The sequence below is a fragment of the Pseudorhizobium marinum genome (assembly GCF_000705355.1).
Classification (GTDB): Bacteria; Pseudomonadota; Alphaproteobacteria; order Rhizobiales; family Rhizobiaceae; genus Neorhizobium; species Neorhizobium pelagicum.
In genome coordinates this window covers 41,724-63,516 of sequence record NZ_JMQK01000001.1, presented here as the reverse complement: position 1 = coordinate 63,516, position 21,793 = coordinate 41,724, and the positions used below count along the sequence as shown (strand labels likewise).

General features: G+C 64.3%; 27 protein-coding genes. 11 read left to right on the top strand and 16 right to left on the bottom strand.

All coding sequences use genetic code 11. From position 1 onward, the window contains the following. Positions 1–306: 306 nt before the first annotated feature. Both EO99_RS0100330 and EO99_RS0100325 read right to left on the bottom strand, forming a co-directional pair. On the bottom strand, positions 307–1,332 hold the full coding sequence (locus EO99_RS0100330) for a serine hydrolase domain-containing protein (RefSeq protein ID WP_029616660.1): 1,026 nt from the start codon (positions 1,330–1,332) through the stop codon (positions 307–309). A 95-nt stretch (positions 1,333–1,427) separates the two neighbouring features. Then, entirely contained in the window at positions 1,428–2,321 is an 894-nt protein-coding gene (locus EO99_RS0100325; RefSeq protein WP_029616659.1) for a LysR family transcriptional regulator, read from the bottom strand. Between the two features lie 118 nt (positions 2,322–2,439). Here EO99_RS0100325 and EO99_RS0100320 point away from each other — a divergent pair, with 118 nt between their 5' ends. From EO99_RS0100320 to EO99_RS0100310, 3 genes are all read left to right on the top strand, one after another. Beyond that, positions 2,440–2,658, top strand: coding sequence for a tautomerase family protein (locus tag EO99_RS0100320; protein ID WP_029616658.1), 219 nt, complete (start codon positions 2,440–2,442; stop codon positions 2,656–2,658). 194 nt (positions 2,659–2,852) lie between these two features. Further along, entirely contained in the window at positions 2,853–4,028 is a 1,176-nt protein-coding gene (locus tag EO99_RS0100315) for a zinc-dependent alcohol dehydrogenase (RefSeq protein WP_029616657.1), read from the top strand. Positions 4,029–4,044: 16 nt separating this feature from the next. Then, entirely contained in the window at positions 4,045–4,620 is a 576-nt protein-coding gene (locus tag EO99_RS0100310; RefSeq protein WP_037110840.1) for a hypothetical protein, read from the top strand. A gap of 44 nt (positions 4,621–4,664) precedes the next feature. Here EO99_RS0100310 and EO99_RS0100305 read toward each other — a convergent pair whose 3' ends face one another. The 3 genes from EO99_RS0100305 to odc2 form a co-directional block, all read right to left on the bottom strand. Continuing rightward, positions 4,665–5,348 carry an OmpW/AlkL family protein gene (locus tag EO99_RS0100305; protein WP_029616655.1) on the bottom strand — a complete coding sequence of 228 codons (684 nt, stop codon included), beginning with the start codon at positions 5,346–5,348 and terminating at the stop codon, positions 4,665–4,667. 221 nt (positions 5,349–5,569) lie between these two features. Beyond that, positions 5,570–6,139: a GNAT family N-acetyltransferase gene (locus tag EO99_RS0100300; protein ID WP_029616654.1), complete on the bottom strand. Its 570-nt coding sequence runs from the start codon at positions 6,137–6,139 to the stop codon at positions 5,570–5,572. 95 nt (positions 6,140–6,234) lie between these two features. Beyond that, a complete protein-coding gene (gene odc2 / locus EO99_RS0100295; RefSeq protein WP_029616653.1) occupies positions 6,235–7,368 on the bottom strand; it encodes an ornithine/lysine decarboxylase in 1,134 nt (377 codons plus the stop codon). 581 nt (positions 7,369–7,949) lie between these two features. On the opposite strand from odc2, the gene EO99_RS0100290 reads away from it, so the two are divergent. From EO99_RS0100290 to EO99_RS0100270, 5 genes are all read left to right on the top strand, one after another. Continuing rightward, entirely contained in the window at positions 7,950–8,165 is a 216-nt protein-coding gene (locus EO99_RS0100290) for a hypothetical protein (RefSeq protein WP_029616652.1), read from the top strand. Beyond that, positions 8,114–8,494, top strand: a complete 381-nt coding sequence (locus tag EO99_RS0100285; RefSeq protein ID WP_268871270.1) for a type II toxin-antitoxin system PemK/MazF family toxin — start codon at positions 8,114–8,116, stop codon at positions 8,492–8,494. The genes EO99_RS0100290 and EO99_RS0100285 overlap by 52 nt, the downstream gene beginning before the upstream one ends. A 21-nt stretch (positions 8,495–8,515) precedes the next feature. Then, complete coding sequence (locus EO99_RS0100280) at positions 8,516–9,409, top strand: LysR family transcriptional regulator (protein WP_029616650.1); 894 nt, start codon at positions 8,516–8,518, stop codon at positions 9,407–9,409. A 71-nt stretch (positions 9,410–9,480) separates the two neighbouring features. Next, positions 9,481–10,122: a DUF1007 family protein gene (locus tag EO99_RS0100275; RefSeq protein WP_029616649.1), complete on the top strand. Its 642-nt coding sequence runs from the start codon at positions 9,481–9,483 to the stop codon at positions 10,120–10,122. Beyond that, entirely contained in the window at positions 10,122–11,168 is a 1,047-nt protein-coding gene (locus EO99_RS0100270) for a nickel/cobalt transporter (protein WP_029616648.1), read from the top strand. The genes EO99_RS0100275 and EO99_RS0100270 overlap by 1 nt, the downstream gene beginning before the upstream one ends. Positions 11,169–11,170: 2 nt before the next feature. On the opposite strand, the gene EO99_RS0100265 is transcribed toward EO99_RS0100270, so the two are convergent. From EO99_RS0100265 to EO99_RS0100250, 4 genes are all read right to left on the bottom strand, one after another. Beyond that, the gene (locus tag EO99_RS0100265; protein ID WP_029616647.1) at positions 11,171–11,389 is read right to left on the bottom strand and encodes a hypothetical protein; all 219 of its coding nucleotides are present in this window, start codon (positions 11,387–11,389) and stop codon (positions 11,171–11,173) included. Then, the gene (locus EO99_RS0100260; RefSeq protein WP_029616646.1) at positions 11,386–12,081 is read right to left on the bottom strand and encodes a GNAT family N-acetyltransferase; all 696 of its coding nucleotides are present in this window, start codon (positions 12,079–12,081) and stop codon (positions 11,386–11,388) included. Before EO99_RS0100260 ends, EO99_RS0100265 begins: the two co-directional genes overlap by 4 nt. Before the next feature lie 71 nt (positions 12,082–12,152). Further along, a complete protein-coding gene (locus EO99_RS0100255) occupies positions 12,153–12,878 on the bottom strand; it encodes a tellurite resistance TerB family protein (RefSeq protein ID WP_029616645.1) in 726 nt (241 codons plus the stop codon). 96 nt (positions 12,879–12,974) lie between these two features. Continuing rightward, on the bottom strand, positions 12,975–13,613 hold the full coding sequence (locus tag EO99_RS0100250) for a 2-dehydro-3-deoxy-phosphogluconate aldolase (RefSeq protein ID WP_029616644.1): 639 nt from the start codon (positions 13,611–13,613) through the stop codon (positions 12,975–12,977). Between the two features lie 152 nt (positions 13,614–13,765). Here EO99_RS0100250 and EO99_RS0100245 point away from each other — a divergent pair, with 152 nt between their 5' ends. From EO99_RS0100245 to trhO, 3 genes are all read left to right on the top strand, one after another. Next, the gene (locus tag EO99_RS0100245; protein WP_029616643.1) at positions 13,766–14,260 is read left to right on the top strand and encodes a CYTH domain-containing protein; all 495 of its coding nucleotides are present in this window, start codon (positions 13,766–13,768) and stop codon (positions 14,258–14,260) included. Continuing rightward, positions 14,238–15,152: a CHAD domain-containing protein gene (locus EO99_RS0100240; protein ID WP_029616642.1), complete on the top strand. Its 915-nt coding sequence runs from the start codon at positions 14,238–14,240 to the stop codon at positions 15,150–15,152. Before EO99_RS0100245 ends, EO99_RS0100240 begins: the two co-directional genes overlap by 23 nt. A gap of 73 nt (positions 15,153–15,225) precedes the next feature. Beyond that, positions 15,226–16,170, top strand: a complete 945-nt coding sequence (gene trhO / locus EO99_RS0100235; protein WP_029616641.1) for an oxygen-dependent tRNA uridine(34) hydroxylase TrhO — start codon at positions 15,226–15,228, stop codon at positions 16,168–16,170. Here the strand turns inward: trhO and EO99_RS0100230 are convergent, their stop codons facing one another. The 7 genes from EO99_RS0100230 to EO99_RS0100200 all read right to left on the bottom strand — a co-directional run bounded on the left by EO99_RS0100230 (position 16,171) and on the right by EO99_RS0100200 (position 21,736). Next, positions 16,171–16,365: a type II toxin-antitoxin system HicA family toxin gene (locus EO99_RS0100230; protein ID WP_029616640.1), complete on the bottom strand. Its 195-nt coding sequence runs from the start codon at positions 16,363–16,365 to the stop codon at positions 16,171–16,173. A gap of 3 nt (positions 16,366–16,368) precedes the next feature. Further along, positions 16,369–16,611 carry a DUF1902 domain-containing protein gene (locus EO99_RS0100225; protein ID WP_029616639.1) on the bottom strand — a complete coding sequence of 81 codons (243 nt, stop codon included), beginning with the start codon at positions 16,609–16,611 and terminating at the stop codon, positions 16,369–16,371. Between the two features lie 107 nt (positions 16,612–16,718). Next, positions 16,719–17,495 carry a MetQ/NlpA family ABC transporter substrate-binding protein gene (locus EO99_RS0100220; RefSeq protein ID WP_029616638.1) on the bottom strand — a complete coding sequence of 259 codons (777 nt, stop codon included), beginning with the start codon at positions 17,493–17,495 and terminating at the stop codon, positions 16,719–16,721. A gap of 29 nt (positions 17,496–17,524) precedes the next feature. Then, positions 17,525–18,193 (bottom strand): methionine ABC transporter permease, encoded by a 669-nt coding sequence (locus EO99_RS0100215; RefSeq protein ID WP_029616637.1) that lies wholly within the window; start codon positions 18,191–18,193, stop codon positions 17,525–17,527. Continuing rightward, complete coding sequence (locus EO99_RS0100210) at positions 18,183–19,223, bottom strand: methionine ABC transporter ATP-binding protein (RefSeq protein ID WP_029616636.1); 1,041 nt, start codon at positions 19,221–19,223, stop codon at positions 18,183–18,185. The genes EO99_RS0100215 and EO99_RS0100210 overlap by 11 nt, the downstream gene beginning before the upstream one ends. Positions 19,224–19,553: 330 nt before the next feature. Next, positions 19,554–20,297, bottom strand: coding sequence for an EAL domain-containing protein (locus EO99_RS0100205; protein ID WP_029616635.1), 744 nt, complete (start codon positions 20,295–20,297; stop codon positions 19,554–19,556). Positions 20,298–20,368: 71 nt separating this feature from the next. Beyond that, positions 20,369–21,736, bottom strand: a complete 1,368-nt coding sequence (locus EO99_RS0100200; protein WP_029616634.1) for a GH1 family beta-glucosidase — start codon at positions 21,734–21,736, stop codon at positions 20,369–20,371. Between the last annotated feature and the right edge of the window lie 57 nt (positions 21,737–21,793).

Here is a 21,793-nt window from a genome sequence, read left to right as displayed (position 1 = left end):
TGTGAATGTCAGGCATTCCGCCTGCCCGATCGCTTCCGGCTGTTCCCGAAGTCCGGAGCGGGACGTGTCAGTTCCCGACAACCGGAGCTTCGGGTGGCGACCGGCCTGACGCCGGTCTGCCACCGTCTGCAACCATCACCGGACGCCGGGCGCTTGCCGGGGAGGCAACCGGTTCGCGAACCCGGCCCCTGTCCGATGACGCAGCCATTGTCGCAAGCCCTGATCGGGTGGGGACGAAAGTGGACGCAGAAAAATGGCCGGGCATTGAAACGGCTGCGATTTTTCAGAGCCGCGCAATATCCTTGCTCACGCCGAGCGGACGGCACCGATGATCTCGGCAAGCAGACCGTGAAGCTCGTCGCGATAGCCTGTGCGGGCCGACGGCGAGGTCGCGTCCGAGGTCATCACCACGGTCAGACCGAGCGACGGCACGACGTAGAGCATCTGGCCGCCATAACCCCAGCCGAAGCGCACGTCCTCACCACCGATCCGGCGCAGGAACCAGCCGTAGCCGTAACCGTCGCCGGAAAAACGGGAATTGGTGCGCGGCGTCCAGGACTGCTCGATCCACTGCTGCGGGATGACCTGCACGCCGTCGGCGGTCCTGCCGCCGTTCTGGTAGAGCTGGCCGAAAGCCAGCAGCGACGAGGCGGTCATCGCCATCTGGTTGCCGCCGAGATAGATCCCCTGCGGGTCGCGTTCCCAGGAGCCGATCCGGAAGCCCTCGACCGGCTCGAACCACTCGCGCGACAGCGCCAGCGTCGACTTCTCCCCGACGCGGGTCAGGATGGCGGAGAGAAGATGGGTGGAAGCGGTGGAATAGAGCATCTGTCCGCCCGGCTCCCCGTCGAAGGGCTCCGACAGCGCAAACCGCACCCAGTTGCCGCTCGATACCCAGCGCCCGTAGTTCGGTCCCGACATGCGGGCGAGACCCGCCTGCATGGAAAGAAGGTTGCCGATGGTGATCTCGCTCATCCGCGGGTCCGGATTGCGCGGCAGCTCGCTCTCCAGGAGCGGTGCGATCTTCTGGTCGACGCCCTGTAGCAACCCCCTGTCGATGGCGATCCCGACCATGCCCGAGATGATCGATTTCGAGGCCGACTTGATGTTGGTGGAATCGCCGATTCCGCGGCCGTTGAAGGCGCGCTCGGCGAGCATCTCCCCGTCCCGCGAGACCAGCACGACCTTCAGCGCATCGAGGTCACGGACCCCGTCGAGGACGGCATCCAAGGACGCCCCGCGAGGCGGAGCCTGCGGCACATCCTGCGCCCGCAGATGGCTGGCGGTGAAGAGGAGAGGAAGGGCGGCGAGTGCGGTGCGGCGTGTGATCATGAGTACAAGCTAGGGCGCCATCGAGTGCCGAACCATGGCAGAAGGCGCGGATTCACGTCAAGGTGATGGCCCGTGAGGTTTGGTCCGGACGGCAACTAGAGCTCTGCCTTGGCAAAGATATCGGTGATCCAGTCGAGGAAGACCCGTACCCGCGGCGAAAGCTGCCGGTTCTGCGGGTAGAGGGCTGCCAGCGGCGTCGGCGCCGGCGGGAAATCCGCCAGCACCTCCACCAGGTCGCCTGCCTCGACATAGGGCCTCAGCCGGTAGCGCGGCGCCTGGATGAGCCCGAAGCCCCGCAGCGCGAGGTCCACGGTCGTATCGGAGTTGTTGACCCTGATCCGCGGCGGCAGCGTCACGTTGCGGATCTCCCCGCCGACGGTGAACTCCAGCGGCATGACCTGCCCGGTGCGCGAGGAGATGAAGCCGATCGCCAGATGCCCATCCAGGCTATCGGGCGTCTCAGGCATCCCATGCGTCTGGAGGTAACCGGGGCTGGCGCAGGTGATTTCACTGATCGACCCGAGCTTTCGCATGATCAGCGAACTGTCGGCGACCTCGCCGGCGCGGATGACGCAGTCAACTCCTTCGCGCAGCAGATCGACATAACGGTCGCTCTGACCGATCTGCAGGTCGAGAAGCGGATACCGCTCGAGAAATTCGTGCAGGTGCGGCAGGAGAAAGATCTGGGTGAGCCGCGGATGCGCATCGATCCGCAACACGCCCTGTGGTTTCGCATCGCGAAAGATGGTCTCCGCCTCCGCCATCTCCGCCAGCACCGAAAGGCAGCGCTGGTAAAAGGCGTGGCCGTCCAGGGTTGCGGCGACATGGCGGGTCGTCCTTTCCAGAAGCCGCGCACCGATATCCGCTTCCAGTGCCTTGATCGCCTGGGTTGCGGTGGAACGCGCCAGACCGAGGTCGGCAGCCGCTGCGGTGAAGCTTCCGCGCTCCACCACGCGGAGGAAGAGTTCCATGCGCGTCAGACGGTCCATAGCGCTGTTCATCTCACGCAAATTATCTTGCCGATCAACAAGCATTGTTCCGCACAGAGATCAACGTATCTCTTGGCAGCCAGTCCGCGTGTATGGCGAGCTAAAAGGAGAACCAACCATGCCATTCGTCAACATCAAGACACCCGAGGGTGCGCTCACAAAGGCGCAGAAAGAGGAGATCGTGCATCGTACGACCGACATGCTGGCCGACTACTTCACCGAGGCGGCCCGCCCGCACACGATGGTGCTGATCGAGGAGGTGAAGGACGGCGGTTACGGCCGCGCCGACGAAGTCTTCGTCGTCCCCGACGCCTATCGTGCTGGGGAAACAGCGTGATCTCTGCGCTGCATTAAGACCTTCGGCCGGCACCATCCGGTGCTGGTTGTTGCGCTATCGCCCGGTGCAGATCCGGGCGATAGCGCATGAAAAGCAAAACACTTTGAAACATCGGGCCGTCTTGGCGGTTCTGGAGGCCGAACAGGCGCCCGAAAGGGCGCGACATCCAGAACGACCACCAAAAGGAGATGGCCTTGAAAGCGCTGGTTTGGCACGGAAAAGAGGATATTCGCTGCGACACGGTCTCGGATCCCGAGATCGAAGACGCCCGCGACGCGATCATCAAGGTCTCGAGCTGCGCCATCTGCGGCTCCGACCTCCACCTCTTCCACAACTACATTCCGGCCATGGAGCCGGGCGACATCGTCGGTCACGAGATGATGGGCGAGGTCGTCGAAGTCGGCTCGGGCGCCAAGGGCGCGCTGAAGAAGGGCGACCGCATCGTCGTGCCCTTCACCATCTTCTGCGGCGAATGCGACCAGTGCAAGCGCGGCAATTTTTCCGTCTGCGAACGGTCGAACCGCAACAAGGCCATGGCCGACAAGGTCTTCGGCCACACCACCGCCGGCCTCTTCGGCTATACGCACCTGACCGGTGGCTATCCCGGCGGACAGGCGGAATACATGCGCGTGCCCTTTGCCGACAAGACGCACATCAAGGTGCCGGATACCCTCAGCGACGAACAGGTGCTCTTCCTCGGCGACATCTTCCCGACCGGCTGGCAGGCCGCCGTCAATTGCGAGATCGAACCGACCGACACGGTGGCCATCTGGGGCTGTGGACCGGTGGGTCAGATGGCTATCCGCAGCGCCGTCCTTCTCGGCGCCAAGCAGGTGGTGGCCATCGACTGCATTCCGGAGCGGCTGTCGATGGCCGAGGCGGGCGGCGCGATCACCATCAACTTCGAGACCGAAAGCGTCGTGGAGCGTCTCAACGACCTCACCTCCGGCAAGGGGCCCGACAAGTGCATCGATGCCGTGGGACTGGAATCGCATGTCTCCATGGGCCAGCCGGACACGATCCTCGACCGCGCCAAGCAGATGGTCATGATGGAAAGCGACCGTCCGCATGTGCTGCGCGAGATGATCTATGTCTGCCGTCCCGCCGGCATCATCTCGATTGCCGGCGTCTATGGCGGTCTCGTCGACAAGATCCCGATGGGCCCGGCCATGAACAAGAGCCTGACTTTCCGGATGGGCCAGACGCACGTCAACCGCTGGACCGACGACCTGCTGCGCCGGATCGAGGAAGGCCAGATCGACCCGTCCTTCGTCATTACCCATACGGCGAAGCTCGAGGATGGACCGGAAATGTACAAGGTCTTCCGCAACAAGCAGGACGGCTGCATCAAGGTCGTGCTGAAACCATGAACATAGGAGAGCGATGATGACGTTCATTGCAAATGCCGTTCAACGCAGCGACAACCCGCGGGTCCAGTCGACCGGGCCAAGTTCACTCGACTCGTCGGATCGCCTGGCCCGCAACCTCGGATGGTTCAGCATCGGCCTGGGGATCACCCAGATCGTCGCCGCCCGCAGCCTCAGCCGGACGCTGGGGATACCGGAATCGGAAAACCTCATCCGGGCCTTCGGCGCCCGCGAAATCGCCAGCGGCATGCTGACGCTGTCGCTCGAGAAGAAGGCTGGGCTCTACAGCAGGATTGCCGGCGATGCGCTGGATCTGGCGGTGCTGAGCACGGCGGTGAAGGAGGACAATCCGAAGCGCGGCAATGCCGCCATGGCGCTTGCCATGGTCGCCGGCGTGACGCTGCTCGACGTCGCGGCAGCGCTCGGCGTCAGCCGCAACAATGCGCGCGATCCCCACGATGAGCGCGATTACAGCGACCGGAGCGGATTCCCCCACGGCGTCCAGGCGGCCCGCGGTCAGGCGGAAGACGCCGATGAAAAGCCGGTCAAGGTGCTCTCCCCGCCGCAGACGGCATTTTCCGGGCAGCGGGCTTAAGAATGCCGGCCCGCTCTCTTCGAAAGAGGGCGGGCCGAGCTATCTCAGAAGCGGTAGGTGATGCCGCCGCCGATCAGCCAGGGATCGATCTTGGCCTTGCCGCTCAACGCACCCAGGCTGTCGTGGTCCGCCGACCAGTCGGTTTCCAGGAAGATCTTCTTCACGTCGAAGTTCACGCCCCAGTGCTCGTCGAGCATGTAGTCGAAGCCGACCTGCAGCGCGACGCCGAAGGCGTTCTCGACATCGAGGTTGTGGAAGCCGCCGCGCTCGCTCTGGTTATAGAACATCGAATAGTTCACGCCGGCGCCGACATAGGGCTTGAACGCGCCGAAATCAGTGAAGTGATACTGCAGCGTCAGCGTCGGCGGCAGCAGCCAGGCGCGACCGACCGGCACGCCGACCGCACCGTCTTCGTCGATGTCGGCAAACGTGGTGCCGAGGATCAGCTCGGCGGCGATGTTGTCGGTGAAATAGTAGCTGATGTCGAGTTCGGGAATGACCGAGTCCGAATAGGAGAGGTCCGAACCGGCGACGCCGTTGACCGAGCCGCTGTCCTCCGTGATGACGCCGACGCCGCGCACGCGGATCTGCCAGGGGCTGGATGCCGCCGGCACCTCCGCGACCGGCGCCTCGACGATCGGCGCCAGATCCGCCGCTCCCGCAGCCGTGGCTCCGAGCATGGCCAGACCCGCAGCCAGCCCGCTGATGCGTGGGCATTTCCTGTTCATTGAGACTCTCCTGAAATCACTGGATGATATGACGGAGAGTGACTTAATACGCTGGCGCAACAACGGCTTGAGCCAGATCAAACGGCCTTGACGGATGTCAGGGAAACTGCCCGTTCAGCCGCCTCCCAAAGAAAAACCGCCTCCCCTCATCGGGAAGGCGGTGTTTCGGGCAGTCGGGGCGCTCCAGGATCGTAAATGGAGCAGCACCCGGTGCCGAACGGTCAGGCGAGCTTGCGGCCGCTCGCCACGATCATGCCCGCGGCACCCTCGAGCCAGCCGGCCTTCAGCTCGAGCGCCAGGAAACGCGCGCGCTCGAAGGGGCCGGGCATGACCAGATGCCGGGTCTTGTCGGCGAAGAAGCCGAATCGTTCGTAATAGGCCGCGTCGCCGACCAGGAGCACGGCGCCATGGCCGCGGTGGGCCGCCTCGGTGACGGCAGCGCGCATCAGCGCCCCGCCGATACCCTTGCCGGCATGCGCATCGTCCACCGCGAGCGGCCCGAGCAGCAGCGCGTCGACGGCCGTGCCGTCCTGGCTGATGCCAGCCTCGATGTTCCAGAGCCGGACCGTGCCGATAACGTGACCTGCGCCATCGCGCGCAACCAGCGCCAGCCCCTCGGCCGGCAGGCGGCCGCGGCGGATCTTCTCCGACGACTTCATGCGGCGCTCCGGCCCCATCGCGTGGTCGAGAAGATTTTCGCGCGCAACGACATCCGCCGGCGTCTCGGCGCCGATGGTAAAAGTGGTGGATGGTGCGAAGAATGCACGCACAGAATCAAGAACAGCGGCCATCCCGGCCTCCCGTACCCAAACCCGTTTCAGACGGTGTCAGACGAAAATTGTGAAGGTGCCGCCCCGGCTGGTTACGGGGACGGCGTTGTCGGACTTCAGATGACGTAGCTTTTCAGCGGGTCGAAGCCGTTGAAGGCGACGGCCGAATAAGTCGTCGTATAGGCGCCGGTGCCTTCGATCAGAACCTCGTCGCCAATCGTCAACGAGACGGGCAGCGGGTACATGTTCTTCTCGTACATCACGTCGGCCGAATCGCAGGTCGGGCCGGCCAGCACGCAGGGCTCCATCTCGTCGCCGTCGCGCTCGGTGCGGATCGGGTAACGGATTGCCTCGTCCATCGTCTCGGCGAGACCGCCGAACTTGCCGATGTCGAGGAAGACCCAGCGGTGGTTGTCATTGTCGGACTTCTTCGACACGAGAATGACTTCCGCCTTGATCACGCCGGCATTGCCGACCATGCCGCGACCCGGCTCGATGATCGTCTTCGGCAGGTTGTTGCCGAAGTGCGAACGCAGCGCCGCGAAGATGGCCTGGCCGTAGGCTTCCGCCGACGGGACGTCGCGCAGGTACTTCGTCGGGAAGCCCCCGCCCATGTTGACCATCTGCAGGTGGATGCCCTGCTTGGCCAGCGATGCAAAGACGCGCTTGGCATCGGCGAGCGCCGAATCCCAGGCGTCGACCTTCATCATCTGCGAGCCGACGTGGAACGATACGCCATAGGACTCCAGGCCGAGCTGGTGAGCGTAGACGAGGACGTCGACGGCCATCTGCGGCACGCAGCCGAACTTGCGGGAAAGCGGCCATTCGGCGCCATCACCATCGGTCAGCACGCGGCAGAACACCTTTGCGCCGGGAGCGGCACGGGCGATCTTCTCGACTTCCTCGTGGCTGTCGACGGCAAAGAGCGCGATGCCGAGCGCATGGGCGCGGGCGATGTCCCGTTCCTTCTTGATGGTGTTGCCGTAGGAGATACGCTCCGGCGACGCGCCGGCGTCGAGCGCCATCTGGATTTCGGCGACCGATGCGCAGTCGAAGTTCGAACCGAGCGAGGCGAGAAGCTTCAGGATCTCCGGCGCCGGGTTCGCCTTGACGGCGTAATAGATCGCGCTGTCCGGCAGGGCGTGGCGGAAGGCATGGTAATTGTCGCGCACGACATCGAGGTCAACGACGAGGCAAGGGCCATCGGGACGTTGGGTCTTGATGAAGTCGAGAATCCGAGCGGTGGTCATCTTGCAGTCCCTCATGATCGTGGCTCCGGCGGACCGGAGGACAAAGGGCGAATGAGAATATGCAAAGGCACCAGCCGGTGGAGACCCGGTACCGCAATACGCTCAAGCGCGCGAATTTTGAATCAGCGCCCTGCCAAGAGCGAAGATTCGGCTTTGTCTGCCATGGATTGGAGGGGGGTACCCGACCGCACTTCCGGCAATGATGGTGTGCCTCTGCAGTATTGCCGGCTGTTGGAAAGCCGGCAGAGACTAGAAAGGCCCGCACCGTCGTTGCTTCAAGATGTCCTCGCATTTCCCGGTTGGCCGGAATAGCGACTGGAGGGGTTAGTTCCAGGTACCTTACCGATGACCTCACCTTAGGGATAAATCCCAGTTCGAGGGTCGGCGGACACCCACAGGCACGTGCGACTTTGGGCAGCACCGGAGATAAGAACATTCGCCTTCACAATCAAGAGGTTTTTTGACCTCGAACAAAAATACTTGCCTCGCCATCGAGGATATGCAGTGGCCGCCCAGAGCGCCCATTTGCAGAAACGATATCGCCAGCCTACATTGGCAGGCGAAGGCCGAGAGGGTTTGGCATGACCACAGTAAATAAGCAGAGCGTTTTGAGGGACGAGCGCACGGGCTTACCGCTTCGCGAAGTGCGTCTGCTTGTTCCCGATGCAGGGGACCCTGAGGTGCGGGCACGACTGAAGGCTGCGATCGCAACTCTGGATGCTGAAGACGAGCGTGAATCGATGCAATGGATCGAAAGCGTTTCTCTCTTCGACAACGAAGACCGGGACACCGAATGAGGCGGGGGGATCTGGTGACGGTGGCCATCTCCGGCGACTACGGCAAACCGCGTCCCGCCGTTGTGATCACGTCCGATACTCTCATCAGTGAGGGGCACGATGCCATCGTGCTCTGCCAGCTGACGTCAACCATCAACGACCTCGCCGACTTCCGCGTCGCAATCGATCCCGCTCGCGACAACGGGTTGAAACTGCGATCCGATATCATGGTCGACAAACCCGTTGCCGTCTCGCGGCGGCGAATCGGCTCGGTCATCGGCCGACTGAACGAAGCGGAAATCCACCGCCTCAACTCGGCATTGGCATTCGCGCTCGGCTTGTCGAACTGAACCGGCGCCAGAAAGAACATCATGGACACACTTACCCGCATGCGCGCCTTCATCGACGTCGTCGAGGCCGAGGGCTTTTCGGCGGCGGCGCGGCGCACCGGGCGCTCCAAGGCGCTGCTCTCCAAATATGTGAAGGAACTGGAGGACGATCTGGGCGCCCTCCTCCTCAACCGCACCACGCGCCAGTTCTCCATGACCGAGGCCGGTCATACCTACTACCGGACGGCGGCCGACATCCTGAAAGAGATCGACAACCTCTCCGACCTGGTGCGGGAGAACAATGCCGACCTCAAGGGCAAGCTCCGGCTGTCCGTGCCGCGCACCTTCGTCGATGCCGAGGTGGGTCAGTCGCTGATCGATTTCGCCAAGGAGCATCCCGACGTCTCGCTGGAAATCGTCGCCGAGGACCGCTTCGTGGACCTGATCGAGGAGAGCTTCGATCTCGCCATCCGAATCACCAAGCTGGAAGATTCCGGCCTGATCGCCCGCAAGATCGCCGACTTCCGGGTCTATGCCTGTGCCTCAGCCGATTTCCTGGTGCGCCATGGTCCGATCGACACGCCGCAGGATCTCGCCCGCGTCCCCTTCATCATTGACACCAATTCGCGCTGGCACAACAACGTCCGCTTCTCGAGCCCGGAAGGGGCCACCATCTCCGTGCCGGTGAGCGGACCGCTCGAGGTCAACAGCCCCCAGGCGACGCTGCGCGCTGCAAAGGCGGGCCTCGGGGTCGCCATCATCCCGGATTTCGTCGCCGGCCCCTCGATCCTGTCCGGCGACCTCGTGACGCTGCTGGATGACTACATCGCCAAGGACCGCGGCATCTATGCGGTCTATCCGCACCGCCGCTACCTGCCGGCCAAGGTGCGCAGCTTCGTGGACTATCTGGCCGTCTGGTTCCGCCGCCGTGCCTGAGGCGAGGTCGAAATTCCGACCCATTTGCGCCGCAGAAAGCCATAAGTTCCCATGAAAGACGCGCCCCGACCATGAAGCACGCCCTTCCGTTCCTGACCGCACTGGCCGTCTCGGCACCCGGTATTGCGCTGGCCCACCCGCATATCTTCGCCGAGGCGCGGCTGGAAGTGATCGCCGCCGATGACGGGACGGTGCAGGAACTGCGCAACGTCTGGCGATTCGACGAGGTCTTCTCCTCCAGCGTGCTCCTGGACTTCGACACGAACACCGATCTCAAGCTCGACGAGACCGAACTGGCGGCACTCGGCGAGGTGATGCATGCGTCGCTGGCCGACTTCGACTACTTCACGACCATCTCGGTCGACGGCACCAGCGAAAAGATCCAGAAGCCCGACGTCATCCATGTCTCCTATGAAGACAGCCAGGTGATGGTGTTCTTTGCGGTAAAACCGGAAAAGGCGACGCCGCTGAAGGGAAAGCTCGCCTTCGGCGTCTACGACCCTTCCATGTACACGGCGATCGACTTTCCGACCGACGGTGACCTGGTGGTTCAGGGCAAGGCGGCGGATGCCTGCCAGCACCAGGTGGTCCGCCCCGACCCCGACGAGATCATCGCCCAGAACAGCGCCACGCTGACGGAAGCCTTCTTCGACGACCCATCCGGCACCGACATGTCGAAACTGTTTGCAACGCGGCTGGAGCTGACCTGCTGATGCGGGGCAGGACCGTCGCAGTCACCCTGCTTCTGGCAGCGGTCGCCATGACCGGGGCCGCGCACGCCCAGTCGTCGCTCGGCGTCGGCTCCGCCGAACCCGCCTTCAGCATCGGCGGCCCGCTCGGCGGTTTCTTCGCCTGGATCAACAGCTACCAGCAGACCTTCTACCGCTCGCTGACAAGCGCACTGAAGGCCATGCGCGAAGATCCCTACGCGCTCGCCGGCCTGGTAAGCCTGTCCTTCGCCTACGGCATCTTCCATGCCGCCGGCCCCGGCCACGGCAAGGCGGTGATCTCCTCCTACATGATCGCCAATGAGGTCGAACTGCGGCGCGGGGTGGTGATCTCCTTCATCTCCGCCCTGCTCCAGGGGCTGACGGCCATCCTGCTCGTCGGCGTCGCCTTCTTTGCGCTGCGCGGCAGCGGCATCACCATGACGGCGGCCACCTGGGCCATGGAAGTGGCGAGCTTCGCGCTGGTCGCCCTCTTCGGCGCCTGGCTGCTGGTGCGCAAGCTCGCATCCCTGCGGTCGCGCCCGGTGCCGATGGCTTCCCCTGCGGGCGCACTCGGCTCGACGGCGACCTTTGGCGGCGGCTCTTCCTCCACCGGCCTGCGGTTCCAGGCCGTCGAGGTGACCGACCACGATTACACCGGCAGCGGCGGCTACTGCGAAACCTGCGGCAACAGCCATGCGCCCGACCCGCGCCTTCTCGGCGGCAGCCGGTTCCGCGCCCGCGAAGCCTGGTCGGCGATCGTCGCCGTCGGCCTGCGCCCCTGCTCCGGGGCGATTCTGGTCATGAGTTTTTCGCTGCTGAACGGTCTCTATGTGGGCGGCATGCTCTCCGTGCTCGCCATGTCGCTCGGCACCGCCATCACCGTATCGCTGCTTGCCGTGCTTGCCGTCTCGGCAAAGGATCTGGCCATGCGCTTCGCCGGACCGGGTTCGGCGCGCGCCGGACGCATCGCGGCGGGTTTCGAGATCGCCGGAGCGCTCTTCATTCTCCTGATCGGGCTTTCCCTGCTGGGCGCCTCGCTGCAGGCCTGAGTTCAGGCCTGCGTGTCACGCTTGCGCTGGTAGCGGGCCCGCAGCCAGAAGACCAGGAAGAACGACAGCACGGCCAGCACCGCGAAGACGGCGGCGGCCCAGGGCGAGAATTCGTCCGCCAGCCACAGCATGATCGGCGGCATCACGAAGAACAGTCCGAAGAAGCCGAGAAGGATGACCGCCGCAGCGATCGCCGGGCTTTTCACGTTGTTGCCGCTCATGCTGCCGTTCCTTCCGAAATCTCTGTACGTATGTCCTCCAGCCGTCGGCGCTGGGTGCCGTCCGGGCCGAAGTTTTCCGGCGCAAGCCAGGCCTCGAAGGCCTGCTTCAGGAGTGGCCACTCACTATCGATCATCGAGAACCAGGCCGTGTCGCGGTTGGCGCCCTTGGAGATCATGTGCTGGCGGAAGATGCCCTCGAAGCTGAAACCGTAGCGGACGGCTGCGCGCTTGCTCGGCTCGTTCTCGTTGTGGCACTTCCACTCGTAGCGGCGATAGCCGAGGTCCTCGAAGACATGCCGCGCCATCAGGTAATGCACCTCGGTGGTCAGCGGCGAACGCTTCACGTCCGGTCCGTGCGCGACCGAGCCGACCTCGACGACGCCGTTCTTCGGGTCGGGCCGCATGTAGCTGGCCATGCCGACGATGCGGCCGCTGGCATTCTCGCGAAAGGCGAGGGTGACCCAGCCGAAATCCCGCGCGGTTGCCTCGAGCCAGTCGCCGAAAGCGCCGGGCTCAACAAATGCATCCTGCGGAAAGTAGCGAAGCAGTTCGTTGATGGCATCAACGCCACCCAGCGCCGTCCAGAGCGCGTTCAGATGCGCGTCCCGCTGGTACGGCTCAAGCGTCACGAAGCGTCCCGTAAGCATGACGGGGCCTGGAGCTTTCACCTTGTAGTTCCTGAGATCGCGCATCAATTCCGCCTCGTGTATTTCAATCGAGGCTTAGGCCAGCCACCCGGCAAAGGCAACTGGCCCAGGGCGACTTACGCCTGCACCTTCGCCGCTGAGACGGTGGCGTCGATGTGGTCGATCAGCGCGTCCGGCAGGCCGAGGCGGCCGGCGAGCAGGTCGAGGTAGCCGCGTTCGGCGCGGGTGTCCGGATCGATGGTGATGCGGGTGGCGGTGTAGAGTTCCACCTTCTGCTCCTCGGTGCGCGCCGCAGCGACCAGTTCGTCGATGTCGACGGGATTGGCGAGCTCGTTGGCGATGAAGGCTTCCGCTTCCGAACCGAGGTCGACGGCATGCACCTTGTCCATGATGTTGGCGCGCTCGTTGGCGTCGATATGACCGTCGGCCTTGGCGGCAGCGATCATCGCCCGCACCAGGGTCAGGGCGAAATCATTGGTGAGCGCGGGCGACTGCAGGCTGAACGGCGAGCTTGCCGGCGGCGGCAGGATCTCCGGCTCCCTCTGGGGAACGGGCGCGCTTTGCGGCGCCTGGCCCGACTGATAGTTCTTGTAGGCCATGTAGCCGAGGCCGGCGATGGCCGCGATGCCGCCGACGGTGGCGACATTGCCGACGAGCTTGCGGCCGGTCTTCGTGCCGAGGAGGGCTGCGGCAATGCCCGCCGACTTCAGCGGGTTGTTCTTCGCCATGTCGCCGAACTGCCCGGCCTTGCCCAGCAGACCTCCGGACCCGAGCATGCCTTCGGCCTTGCTGCCCATCTGCGGGCCGAGGAACTGGTCAAGAAGCTTTTTGGCGTCGAACATCGCTATCTCCTGCTGATGAAATTCAGTCAGGAGATAGGGAGCCTGCGGCGGAAAACCAATGTCTTTGAACGCCGCACCGGGCCGTTGACGAAAATGTCAGCCCTTCAGGGCTGCCGCCTCGCGGGCGAGCGTCGTGATGCCGGCCCAGTCACCGGCGGCGACCAGATCCTTCGGTGCCACCCAGGAGCCGCCGACGCAGATGACGTTCGGCAGCGACAGGTAGTCGCGGGCGTTCTTCAGCGAGATCCCGCCGGTCGGGCAGAACAGCGTGCCGGCGAGCGGCGAGGACAGCGACTTCAGGTAGGGCGCGCCGCCGGCCTGTTCGGCGGGGAAGAACTTCAGGATCTCCAAGCCTTCCTCGCGCAGCGCCATGACTTCGCTGGCGGTGGCGGCACCCGGCAGAAGCGGCACGTCGGAGCCCTTGGCGGCGTCCAGGATGCCGCGCGTTGCGCCGGGGCTGACGATGAAGGTCGAGCCGGCCTTGACGGCGGCATCGAAGTCGCGCGCATTCAGGATCGTGCCGGCGCCCACATTGGCGCCCTCGACCTCTGCGGCCACCGCCTTGACGGCGTCGAGCGCGGCCGGGGTGCGCATGGTGATCTCGATGGCCGTCAGGCCGCCGGCCACCAGGGCGCGTGCCAGGAGAACGGCCGACTTGGCATCGTCGACGATCAGGACCGGAACGACCGGCTGCGCCCGGAGGATCGCGAGGAGGTTGTCAGTCTTGCCGGCCATGGGGCGCTCCCGTTTTTCAAACGATTGAAGATTGCTCGCAAATACCGCCCCTGCCCCTGGTTGTCGAGGAAAAATCAACCTTTTCGGTTGATCACACCTTTGCCAAACGCTGCCCTTGCCATAGGTTCTGGGCGTTGACGGGCGGAGCCTCCATGGCCAAGGAAATTGAACGCAAGTTTTTGGTAGCGGGTGACGGCTGGCGCGATGAGGTCGCCTCATCATCCGATTTCATCCAGGCCTATGTCGTGACCATGGACGACCGCTCGCTGCGGGTGCGGTTGATGGACGAAGAGCGCGCCACGCTGACGCTGAAGATCGGCACGGACATGATCAGCCGCGACGAATTCGAATACGCAATTCCCGTAGCGGATGCCCGGGAGATGATCGCGGCGGCCGTCGGCATCGTTCTCGAGAAGACCCGCTATAACGTCGATCACGAGGGCTTCACCTGGGAGATCGATGTCTACCACGGCACCTATGCCGGATTGGTGGTGGCCGAGGTGGAAATGGAAGACGAGGAGCAGGATCCGGCCCTGCCCGCCTGGGTCGGCGAGGAAGTGACGGGCGACCGCCGCTACTCCAACCAGATGATGGCAGCAACGGACATGAGCATGGAGCTTTGCGATGGCGTTTCGCATACGGCCTGACCGTCCGTTTACCGCGGAGTTCCGCTCCGTCGCCGAACACCAGCTGCGGCAGGCCATCCACTTTCTGGAAGAACAGCCGGAGGGCCCGCACGAGGCTGTCCACGACGCGCGCAAGAAGTTCAAGCGGGTGCGCGCCCTCTATCGCCTGGTTCAGCCGGACGCCAAGGAGTTCCGCAAGCGCGAGAACGAGCGTATCCGCGACATGGCCCGGTCCCTGTCCGCGGTCCGCGACGCGACGGCGCTGGTGGAGACCGTCGACTACCTGGCCTCCGAGGCCGGGCCGCCGGAGGAACTGGCGGCACTCCATTTCGCCTCGAAGGCGCTGATCGAGCGCCGCGACCGGATCGCCCACGAGGAAAGCGACCTGCCGGCCAAGATGGCGGCCGCGGCGCAGACCTGCCGCGAGGCGATCGACGCGCTGCAGGACCTCGACCTCGACGACGGCCCGCGCCGGACCGCCCGCAGGCTTGCCAAGGCCTGGCGCAAGCAGCTGTCGCGTGCGGCAGCAGATCTGGTCGCCTGCGAGGAGGGTGGCGATGCGGAGCACTTCCACGACCTGCGCAAGGTCGGGCAGACCTACTGGATGCACCTGGCGCTCTTGTCCGACCTCTGGTCCTCGGCCATGCGCGCCAAGCAGCGGGAGGCAAAGACACTGGTCGACATGCTCGGCCACGAGCACGACCTCTCGGTGCTGACCCAGGTCGTGGACGAGAACCCGGATCTCTTCGGCGACAGCGAGACGCTCGCCCGCGTCATCGGCGCGATCATCGCCCGCCAGCAGGACCTGCGGCTGAAGGCGGTCGCCCAGGCCAAGCTCGTCTTCGCCGACGATGCCGACACGGAAGCCGCGCGCATCGCGCTTCTCTGGAAGGAAGCGGCGTCGCGCAAGTAGGTTGCAACCGGGCCGAAAGCCCAGCGACAGAAAGCGCGTTGCGCCGGCGCCCGTCTGGTTGTATTTCCCCGCCATGACCGACAACCCTCTGACCCAGACGCCGGCTGCTTCCGGCTCCACTTGCGTGGCGGCGCTCTACCACTTCGCCACCTTCCCGCGCTGCGCCGAGTTCCGCGAGCCGCTGCAGGCGCTCTGCGAGGACAATGGCGTCAAGGGCACGCTGCTGCTGGCCCGCGAAGGCATCAACGGCACGATCGCCGGCCCCGATGCCGGCATCGCCGCCGTGCTCGCCCACCTGCGCGCGCAGCCGGAATTCGCCGGGCTGGAGCACAAGGAAAGCCGGGCCTCGAAGATGCCCTTCCTGCGCATGAAGGTGCGCCTGAAGAAGGAGATCGTCACCATGGGCGTCGAAGACATCGACCCCAACAAGATCGTCGGCACCTATGTGGCGCCGAAGGACTGGAACGCGCTTATCTCCGACCCCGACACGATCGTCATCGACACCCGCAACGATTACGAGACGGCGATCGGCATCTTCAAGGGCGCCGTCGACCCGCAGACGAAGACCTTCCGGGAGTTTCCCGACTGGGTGAAGAACAACACCGGCCTGCACAACAAGCCGAAGATCGCCATGTACTGCACCGGCGGCATCCGCTGCGAGAAGGCCACCGCTTTCATGAAGGAGCAGGGCTTCGACGAGGTCTACCACCTCAAGGGCGGCATCCTGAAGTACCTGGAGGAAGTGCCGGCGGAGGAAAGCCTCTGGGAGGGCGCCTGCTTCGTCTTCGACGAGCGCGTCTCCGTCGAGCACGGCCTGAAGGAAGGCAACCACAAGCTCTGCCACGCCTGCCGCAACCCGATCACCGCCGAGGAAGTCACCTCCCCCTTCTACGAGGAGGGCGTCTCCTGCAGCCACTGCTACGACACCCGCACCGAGGCCGACCGCGACCGCTACCGCCAAAGGCAGCACCAGATCGCGCTGGCGAAGAAGCGTGGCGTGAAGCACATCGGCAGCTGATCAGAAGGCTTTCGGCAGACCCGCCTGTTTCAGCGTTTCGTTGGCCGAGTGGCGCGACTTGACGCCATGGTCGACGGTGAAGTGCCGCTTGGTGAGAGGGCTGTACCAGATCTCGTGATCACCCTTGCCTGGCCGCACGAATGTACAGCCTGCGGCCAGGAGCAGATCCTTCAGCTCGCGCAGATAGCCGCCCATGCGCTAAAAACGCGGGTTCGGCACTTTGGCCAGATGTTCCGACATGATGTGGACCGGGATTTCCGGAAGCTCGAACACCTGCCCGTTCAGTTCCAGCAGATCGCCGATCGCGGCAAGCACCTTCGGCTCCAGCATTTCGATCGTTTCGGCTTCCACCGCAAGGCCATCGATGTCTCGACTGCTCGCGACCCAGACGCCCGCATCCTCATCCCAGAGGGCGCGGACGATGATGGAGGAGTGCTTCATGCGGTTGTTCCTCGCAAGGCTTTCGTGGAACCTTCATATCACGCAGGCCGGGGAACAGAAACAGTTCGGGAGAGCCCGCCGCAACGGAAGGGCTCCCCCTGTCTTGCTTACCAGCCGGTGACGACGGCGCCCTTGAACTCGTCGGCGATGAAGGCCTTGATCTCGTCGTTCTGGTAGGATTCCACCAGCGTCTTCACCCACGGCGCATCCTTGTCGGCGGAGCGGACGGCGATGACGTTCACGTAGGGAGCCTTCTCGCCTTCGATGGCGATCGAATCCGTCTTCGGGTTGAGGCCGGCCTCGATGGCGTAGTTGGTGTTGATGACCGAGGCGTCGACGTCGTCCAGCGAACGGGGCAACTGCGCGGCATCCAGCTCGACGATCCGGATGTTCTTCGGGTTCTCGGTGACGTCGGCAATGCCGACCTTCACGCCCTTGGCTTCATCGACGGAGATCACGCCCTTGTCGGCGAGAACCAGCAGTGCGCGACCGCCGTTGGTCGGGTCGTTCGGGATCGAGACGGTGGCGCCGTCTTCCAGCTCTTCAAGCGTCTTCACCTTGTTGGAATAGACACCCATCGGGAAGTTGACGTTCTTGGCAACGCTGACGAGGTCGAAGCCACGGTCGGCGACCTGGTTGTCGAGATAGGGCTGGTGCTGGAACGAATTGGCGTTCAGCTCGCCGTCGTTCAGCGCCTGGTTCGGCACAACGTAATCGGAGAACTCGAGGATCTCGATGTCGAGGCCCTTGGTCGCGGCCACTTCCTTGACCTTCTCCATGATCTGGGCGTGCGGGCCAGGGGTAACGCCGACCTTGATGGTTTCGGCAGCCGCGGAGCCTGCGGCGAAGGCGGCGATGGCAGCCGCCAGGATGAACTTCTTCATGGGTATCTCCCTTTCAGGTGTTTGGTCTTCTAGTTCTTGCGGGTTTTCTTGTCGAAACGGCGCGCCAGGGCATCGCCGCTGCTCTGGACGGCCTGCACCAGCACGATCAGCACGACGACGACGGCCAGCATCACCTCCGGCATGAAGCGCTGGTAGCCGTAGCGGATGCCGAGATCGCCAAGCCCGCCGCCGCCGACGGCACCGACCATGGCGGAATAGCCGACGAGGCTGACGAGCGTCAGGGTCAGTGCCAGCGTCAGGCCAGGCTTGGCCTCGGCGAGCAGCACCTTGAAGACGATCTGCAGCGGCGTTGCACCCATGGCCCGGGCAGCCTCGATCAGCCCCTTGTCGACCTCGCGGATGGCCGATTCCGCCAGCCGCGCGACGAAGGGAATGGTCGCGATCGTCAGCGGCACGATGGCCGCCGAGGTTCCGATCGACGTTCCCGCCACCAGCCGCGTGAATGGGATGATGGCGACGACGAGGATGATGAACGGCGTCGAGCGGGTGGCGTTGACGATGGCGCCGACGATCTTGTTGACGGTCGGCGCCGGGAAGAGTTCGCCCCGGCCGCTGGTGGCCAGGAAGATGCCGATCGGCAGGCCGATCAGCGAGCCGATGACGCCGGCGACGGCCACCATGTGGACGGTCTGCAGCAGCGCCGTCCAGAGAAGCGAAATGAGCATGTCAGGCGCCATAGCCGAGCACCTCCGTCGTCAGGCCGGTCTGCTGATAGAAGCGGGCAGCCCGCTCCAGGGTTTGTGGATCGGCCGCATAGGACACGACGAGCGATCCGAAAGGTTCACCGGCAATCTCGTCGATCGCGCCGGCCAGGATGTTGAGGTCCGGGCCGATCTCCGCGACAAGCCGGGCCGTCAGCGGCTGGAAGGCAGTCTCGCCGAAGAAGACCAGCCGCACCAGGGCGCGATCGCCCGGCGCCGGCTGCGGCTTCAGGTCCGCACGGATCCATTCCGGCAGCTTGGCGCCGATGGCGGCCGACAGGAGCGACTGGGTCGTCTCGTGCTGCGGTGCGGTGAAGATATCGAAGGTCCGGCCGCTCTCGACGATCCTGCCCTTGTCGATCACCGCCACCTGCGAGGCGATGGTCTTCACCACCTCCATCTCGTGGGTGATGAGGAGGACGGTCAGGCCGAGATCGCGGTTGATGTCTTTCAGCAATTCGAGGATCGACTGCGTCGTTTCCGGGTCGAGCGCAGAAGTGGCCTCGTCGGAGAGCAGCAGCTTCGGCTCGGTGGCGAGCGCGCGGGCGATGCCGATGCGCTGCTTCTGGCCGCCGGAAAGCTCGGCCGGATAGCGGTCGGCCTTGTCGCCGAGACCGACCAGATCGACGAGCGGCGCAATCCGGTCGCGGATCGCCTTGCGGTCCATGCCGGCGATCTCGAGCGGCAGCGCGATATTGTCGAAGGCGGTGCGCGAGGACAGGAGGTTGAAGTGCTGGAAGATCATGCCGACCTGGCGGCGCAGGTCCCGCAGTCCGGTCTCGGCAAGCGTGCCGACCTCGATGCCGTCGACGACGACGCGGCCGGAGCTTGCCTTCTCCAGTCCGTTGACGAGGCGGATCAGCGTCGACTTGCCGGCGCCGGAGCGGCCGATGATCCCGGTGATGCCGCCACGGGCGACCGTCAGGTCGACGCCGTCGAGCGCGGTGAAGGCCGGCTGGCCATTGCTGCCGCCGAAACGCTTGGTGACGGATTCGAACGCAACCATGCTGTCCGATGTCTGCGCCAGAGGTGTCTCCGCACGGTCCATCGGGGGCCTCCCGGAGAAGGCGTCAAAGGCTCTGGACAGTTGGCTCATGGAATTCTCTTCAGTGAAAGTCCGCAAGCTGCGGATGACGGAACGTGGGGTGAGGCTTCAGGCCCACATACACATTCGGACGGTGCGGCACCGCTCTAGCATCTTTGCTTTCAACTTTTCAAATCCCATTGGCGCGAACCGCGTTCGCTGATGGTCTGCTTATGGCACCGGTCCTGGCACCATGCCGAGGCATCAGTTTCCACTTTTCTCGGCAAACCGGGAAAAACTATGCGCGGTCCGCTAGGCGACAGCCAGCAATCGAGGTGGCGCGAACGCCTCGAAAGTCGGCCGACCGAGTAGATAGCCCTGGATGAGGGTGACGCCCATGTCCTGCAGGAGCGCCATTTCGGCGGGTGTTTCGACGCCTTCGCAGACGGCCTTGATCCCGAAGTCGCTCAGCATCGCCAGCGTGTGCTTGACCACGATCTGCTTTGCGGAATTGGTGTCGATGCCGCGGATCAGATCCATGTCCAGCTTGACGATATCCGGCTGGAAATGGGCCAGCAGGTCCAGCCCTGAGTATCCGGCACCGAAATCGTCGATCGCCGTCTTGAACCCCATGTCCTTGTAGGTGCGCAGGATGTTCAGCAGGTGGTCGATGTCCACCCTCTCGCTTTCGGTAAACTCGAAGATGATGCGGTCGAGCGGGAAGCCGACACGCGCTGCGGCAGCCAGCGTCATGCGGATGCAGGCGCGCGGCTCGTAGACGGCATTGGGCATGAAGTTGATCGACAGGTTCGTCGCCGGGTCCCGGCGCAGCCCTGCCGCGAGCTCGATGGCCTTGGTCCGGCAGCGCTGGTCGAAGGCATAGCGGTTGGCATCTGTGACCTGGGACAGAATGGTCCCGGCGCCCTCCCCGTTCAGGCCGCGCACCAACGCCTCATACGCGAAAGCCTGTCCGGTGCCCATGTCGACGATCGGCTGAAAGGCCATGGAGAAGGGAAGATCGAAGGCCTCGCCATCCCGGCACCCTGCGCAGCTCATGGGTAGATCTCTCCATTGAAAGAGACCAAACTAGCCGCGATGCGTTAAAAAATAACGCTCTAATACAAAGTTTACTGATTTCCTCTCGGAAATTCGAGCGCCAGATCGCGGTACCACTTGCCGCTTTTCTTCACCGTCCGCACCTGCGTCTCGTAGTCCACATGCACCAGCCCGAACCGCATGCGATAGCCTTCCGCCCATTCGAAATTGTCCATCAGGCTCCAGGCGAAATAGCCGCGCAGAGGATAACCACTGGCGACGAGGTCGGCGCAGACGGAAAGATGGTCGGCGTAGTAGTCGAGGCGAGGCTGGTCATCCACCTCGCCGTCGGCGCCGATGCCCATGTTGTAGCAGGCGCCGTTTTCCGTCACGTACATTTCCGGCAGATCGTAGCGGCGATAGAGGTCTTCGACCAGCGAGGTCATGGCGGCGGGCCAGACTTCCCAGCCGATGTCGGTGACCGTCTCGCCGACGAAGGGCGCCGGCTGCGTGGCCGGAAACTCGGCGCCTTGCGCGACATCGTCGGCAACGCGCATCGGCGTGTAGTAGTTGAGGCCCCACCAGTCGAGCTTCTGGCTGATGGTGGCAAGATCGCCCTCCTCCACCTTCGGCATGCGGTCGCCGAGCGCGTTGAGCAGCGAGGCGGGATATTCGCCCTTGAAGACGGGGCCGAAGAAGGCGCCATTGTGGAAATCGAAGGCGCGCTCGGCAGCGGCCGTGTCCTTTTCACTGTCGGAGGCCGGGATCACCGAATGGGCGTTCAGCACCAGGCCGACCGGCACCTTGGGGCTGACGTCGCGGATCGCCTCGACGCCCAGCCCGTGGGCGAGATTGGTGTAATGCATGGCGTGGAGCGCCGCCTCCATGTTGCGCTCGCCCGGCGCATGGACGCCGTAGAGATGCGACAGCCAGACGGAGCACCAGGGCTCGTTGAAGGTCGCCACCGCATCCAGCCGGTCGCCCAACCGGTCCATCACCACCTTGGCGTAGCGCTGGAAGGCATAGGCCGTCGAGCGCGCCGTCCAGCCGCCGTCGCCCATCAGCGCCAGCGGCAGGTCCCAGTGGTAGAGCGTGGCAAAGGTCCGGATGCCGCGCGCCTTGCAGCCGTCGACCAGGCGGTCGTAGAAGTCGAGCCCCGGCTCGTTCACCCGCCCGACACCCTCCGGGATGATCCGGGGCCACGCGACGGAAAAGCGGTAGGCGGAGACACCCATCTCCTTGATGAGATCGAGGTCCTCCTCCAGGCGGTGGTAATGATCGCAGGCGACATCGCCGTTGTGGCGACCGAAGACCCGTCCCGGCATGTTGGAGAAGGCATCCCAGATGGACGGCTTGCGGCCGTCCTCCTTCGTCGCCCCTTCGATCTGGAAGGAGGCGGTCGCGACTCCGAAGGTGAAGTCGGCGGGAAAGCGGCTGGCGAGCATCTTGGTGTCGGTCATGGTGGACCCGTGTCGTTGGAATATGGACGAGCTGTCGTCTACGGCCGTTCAGCCGAC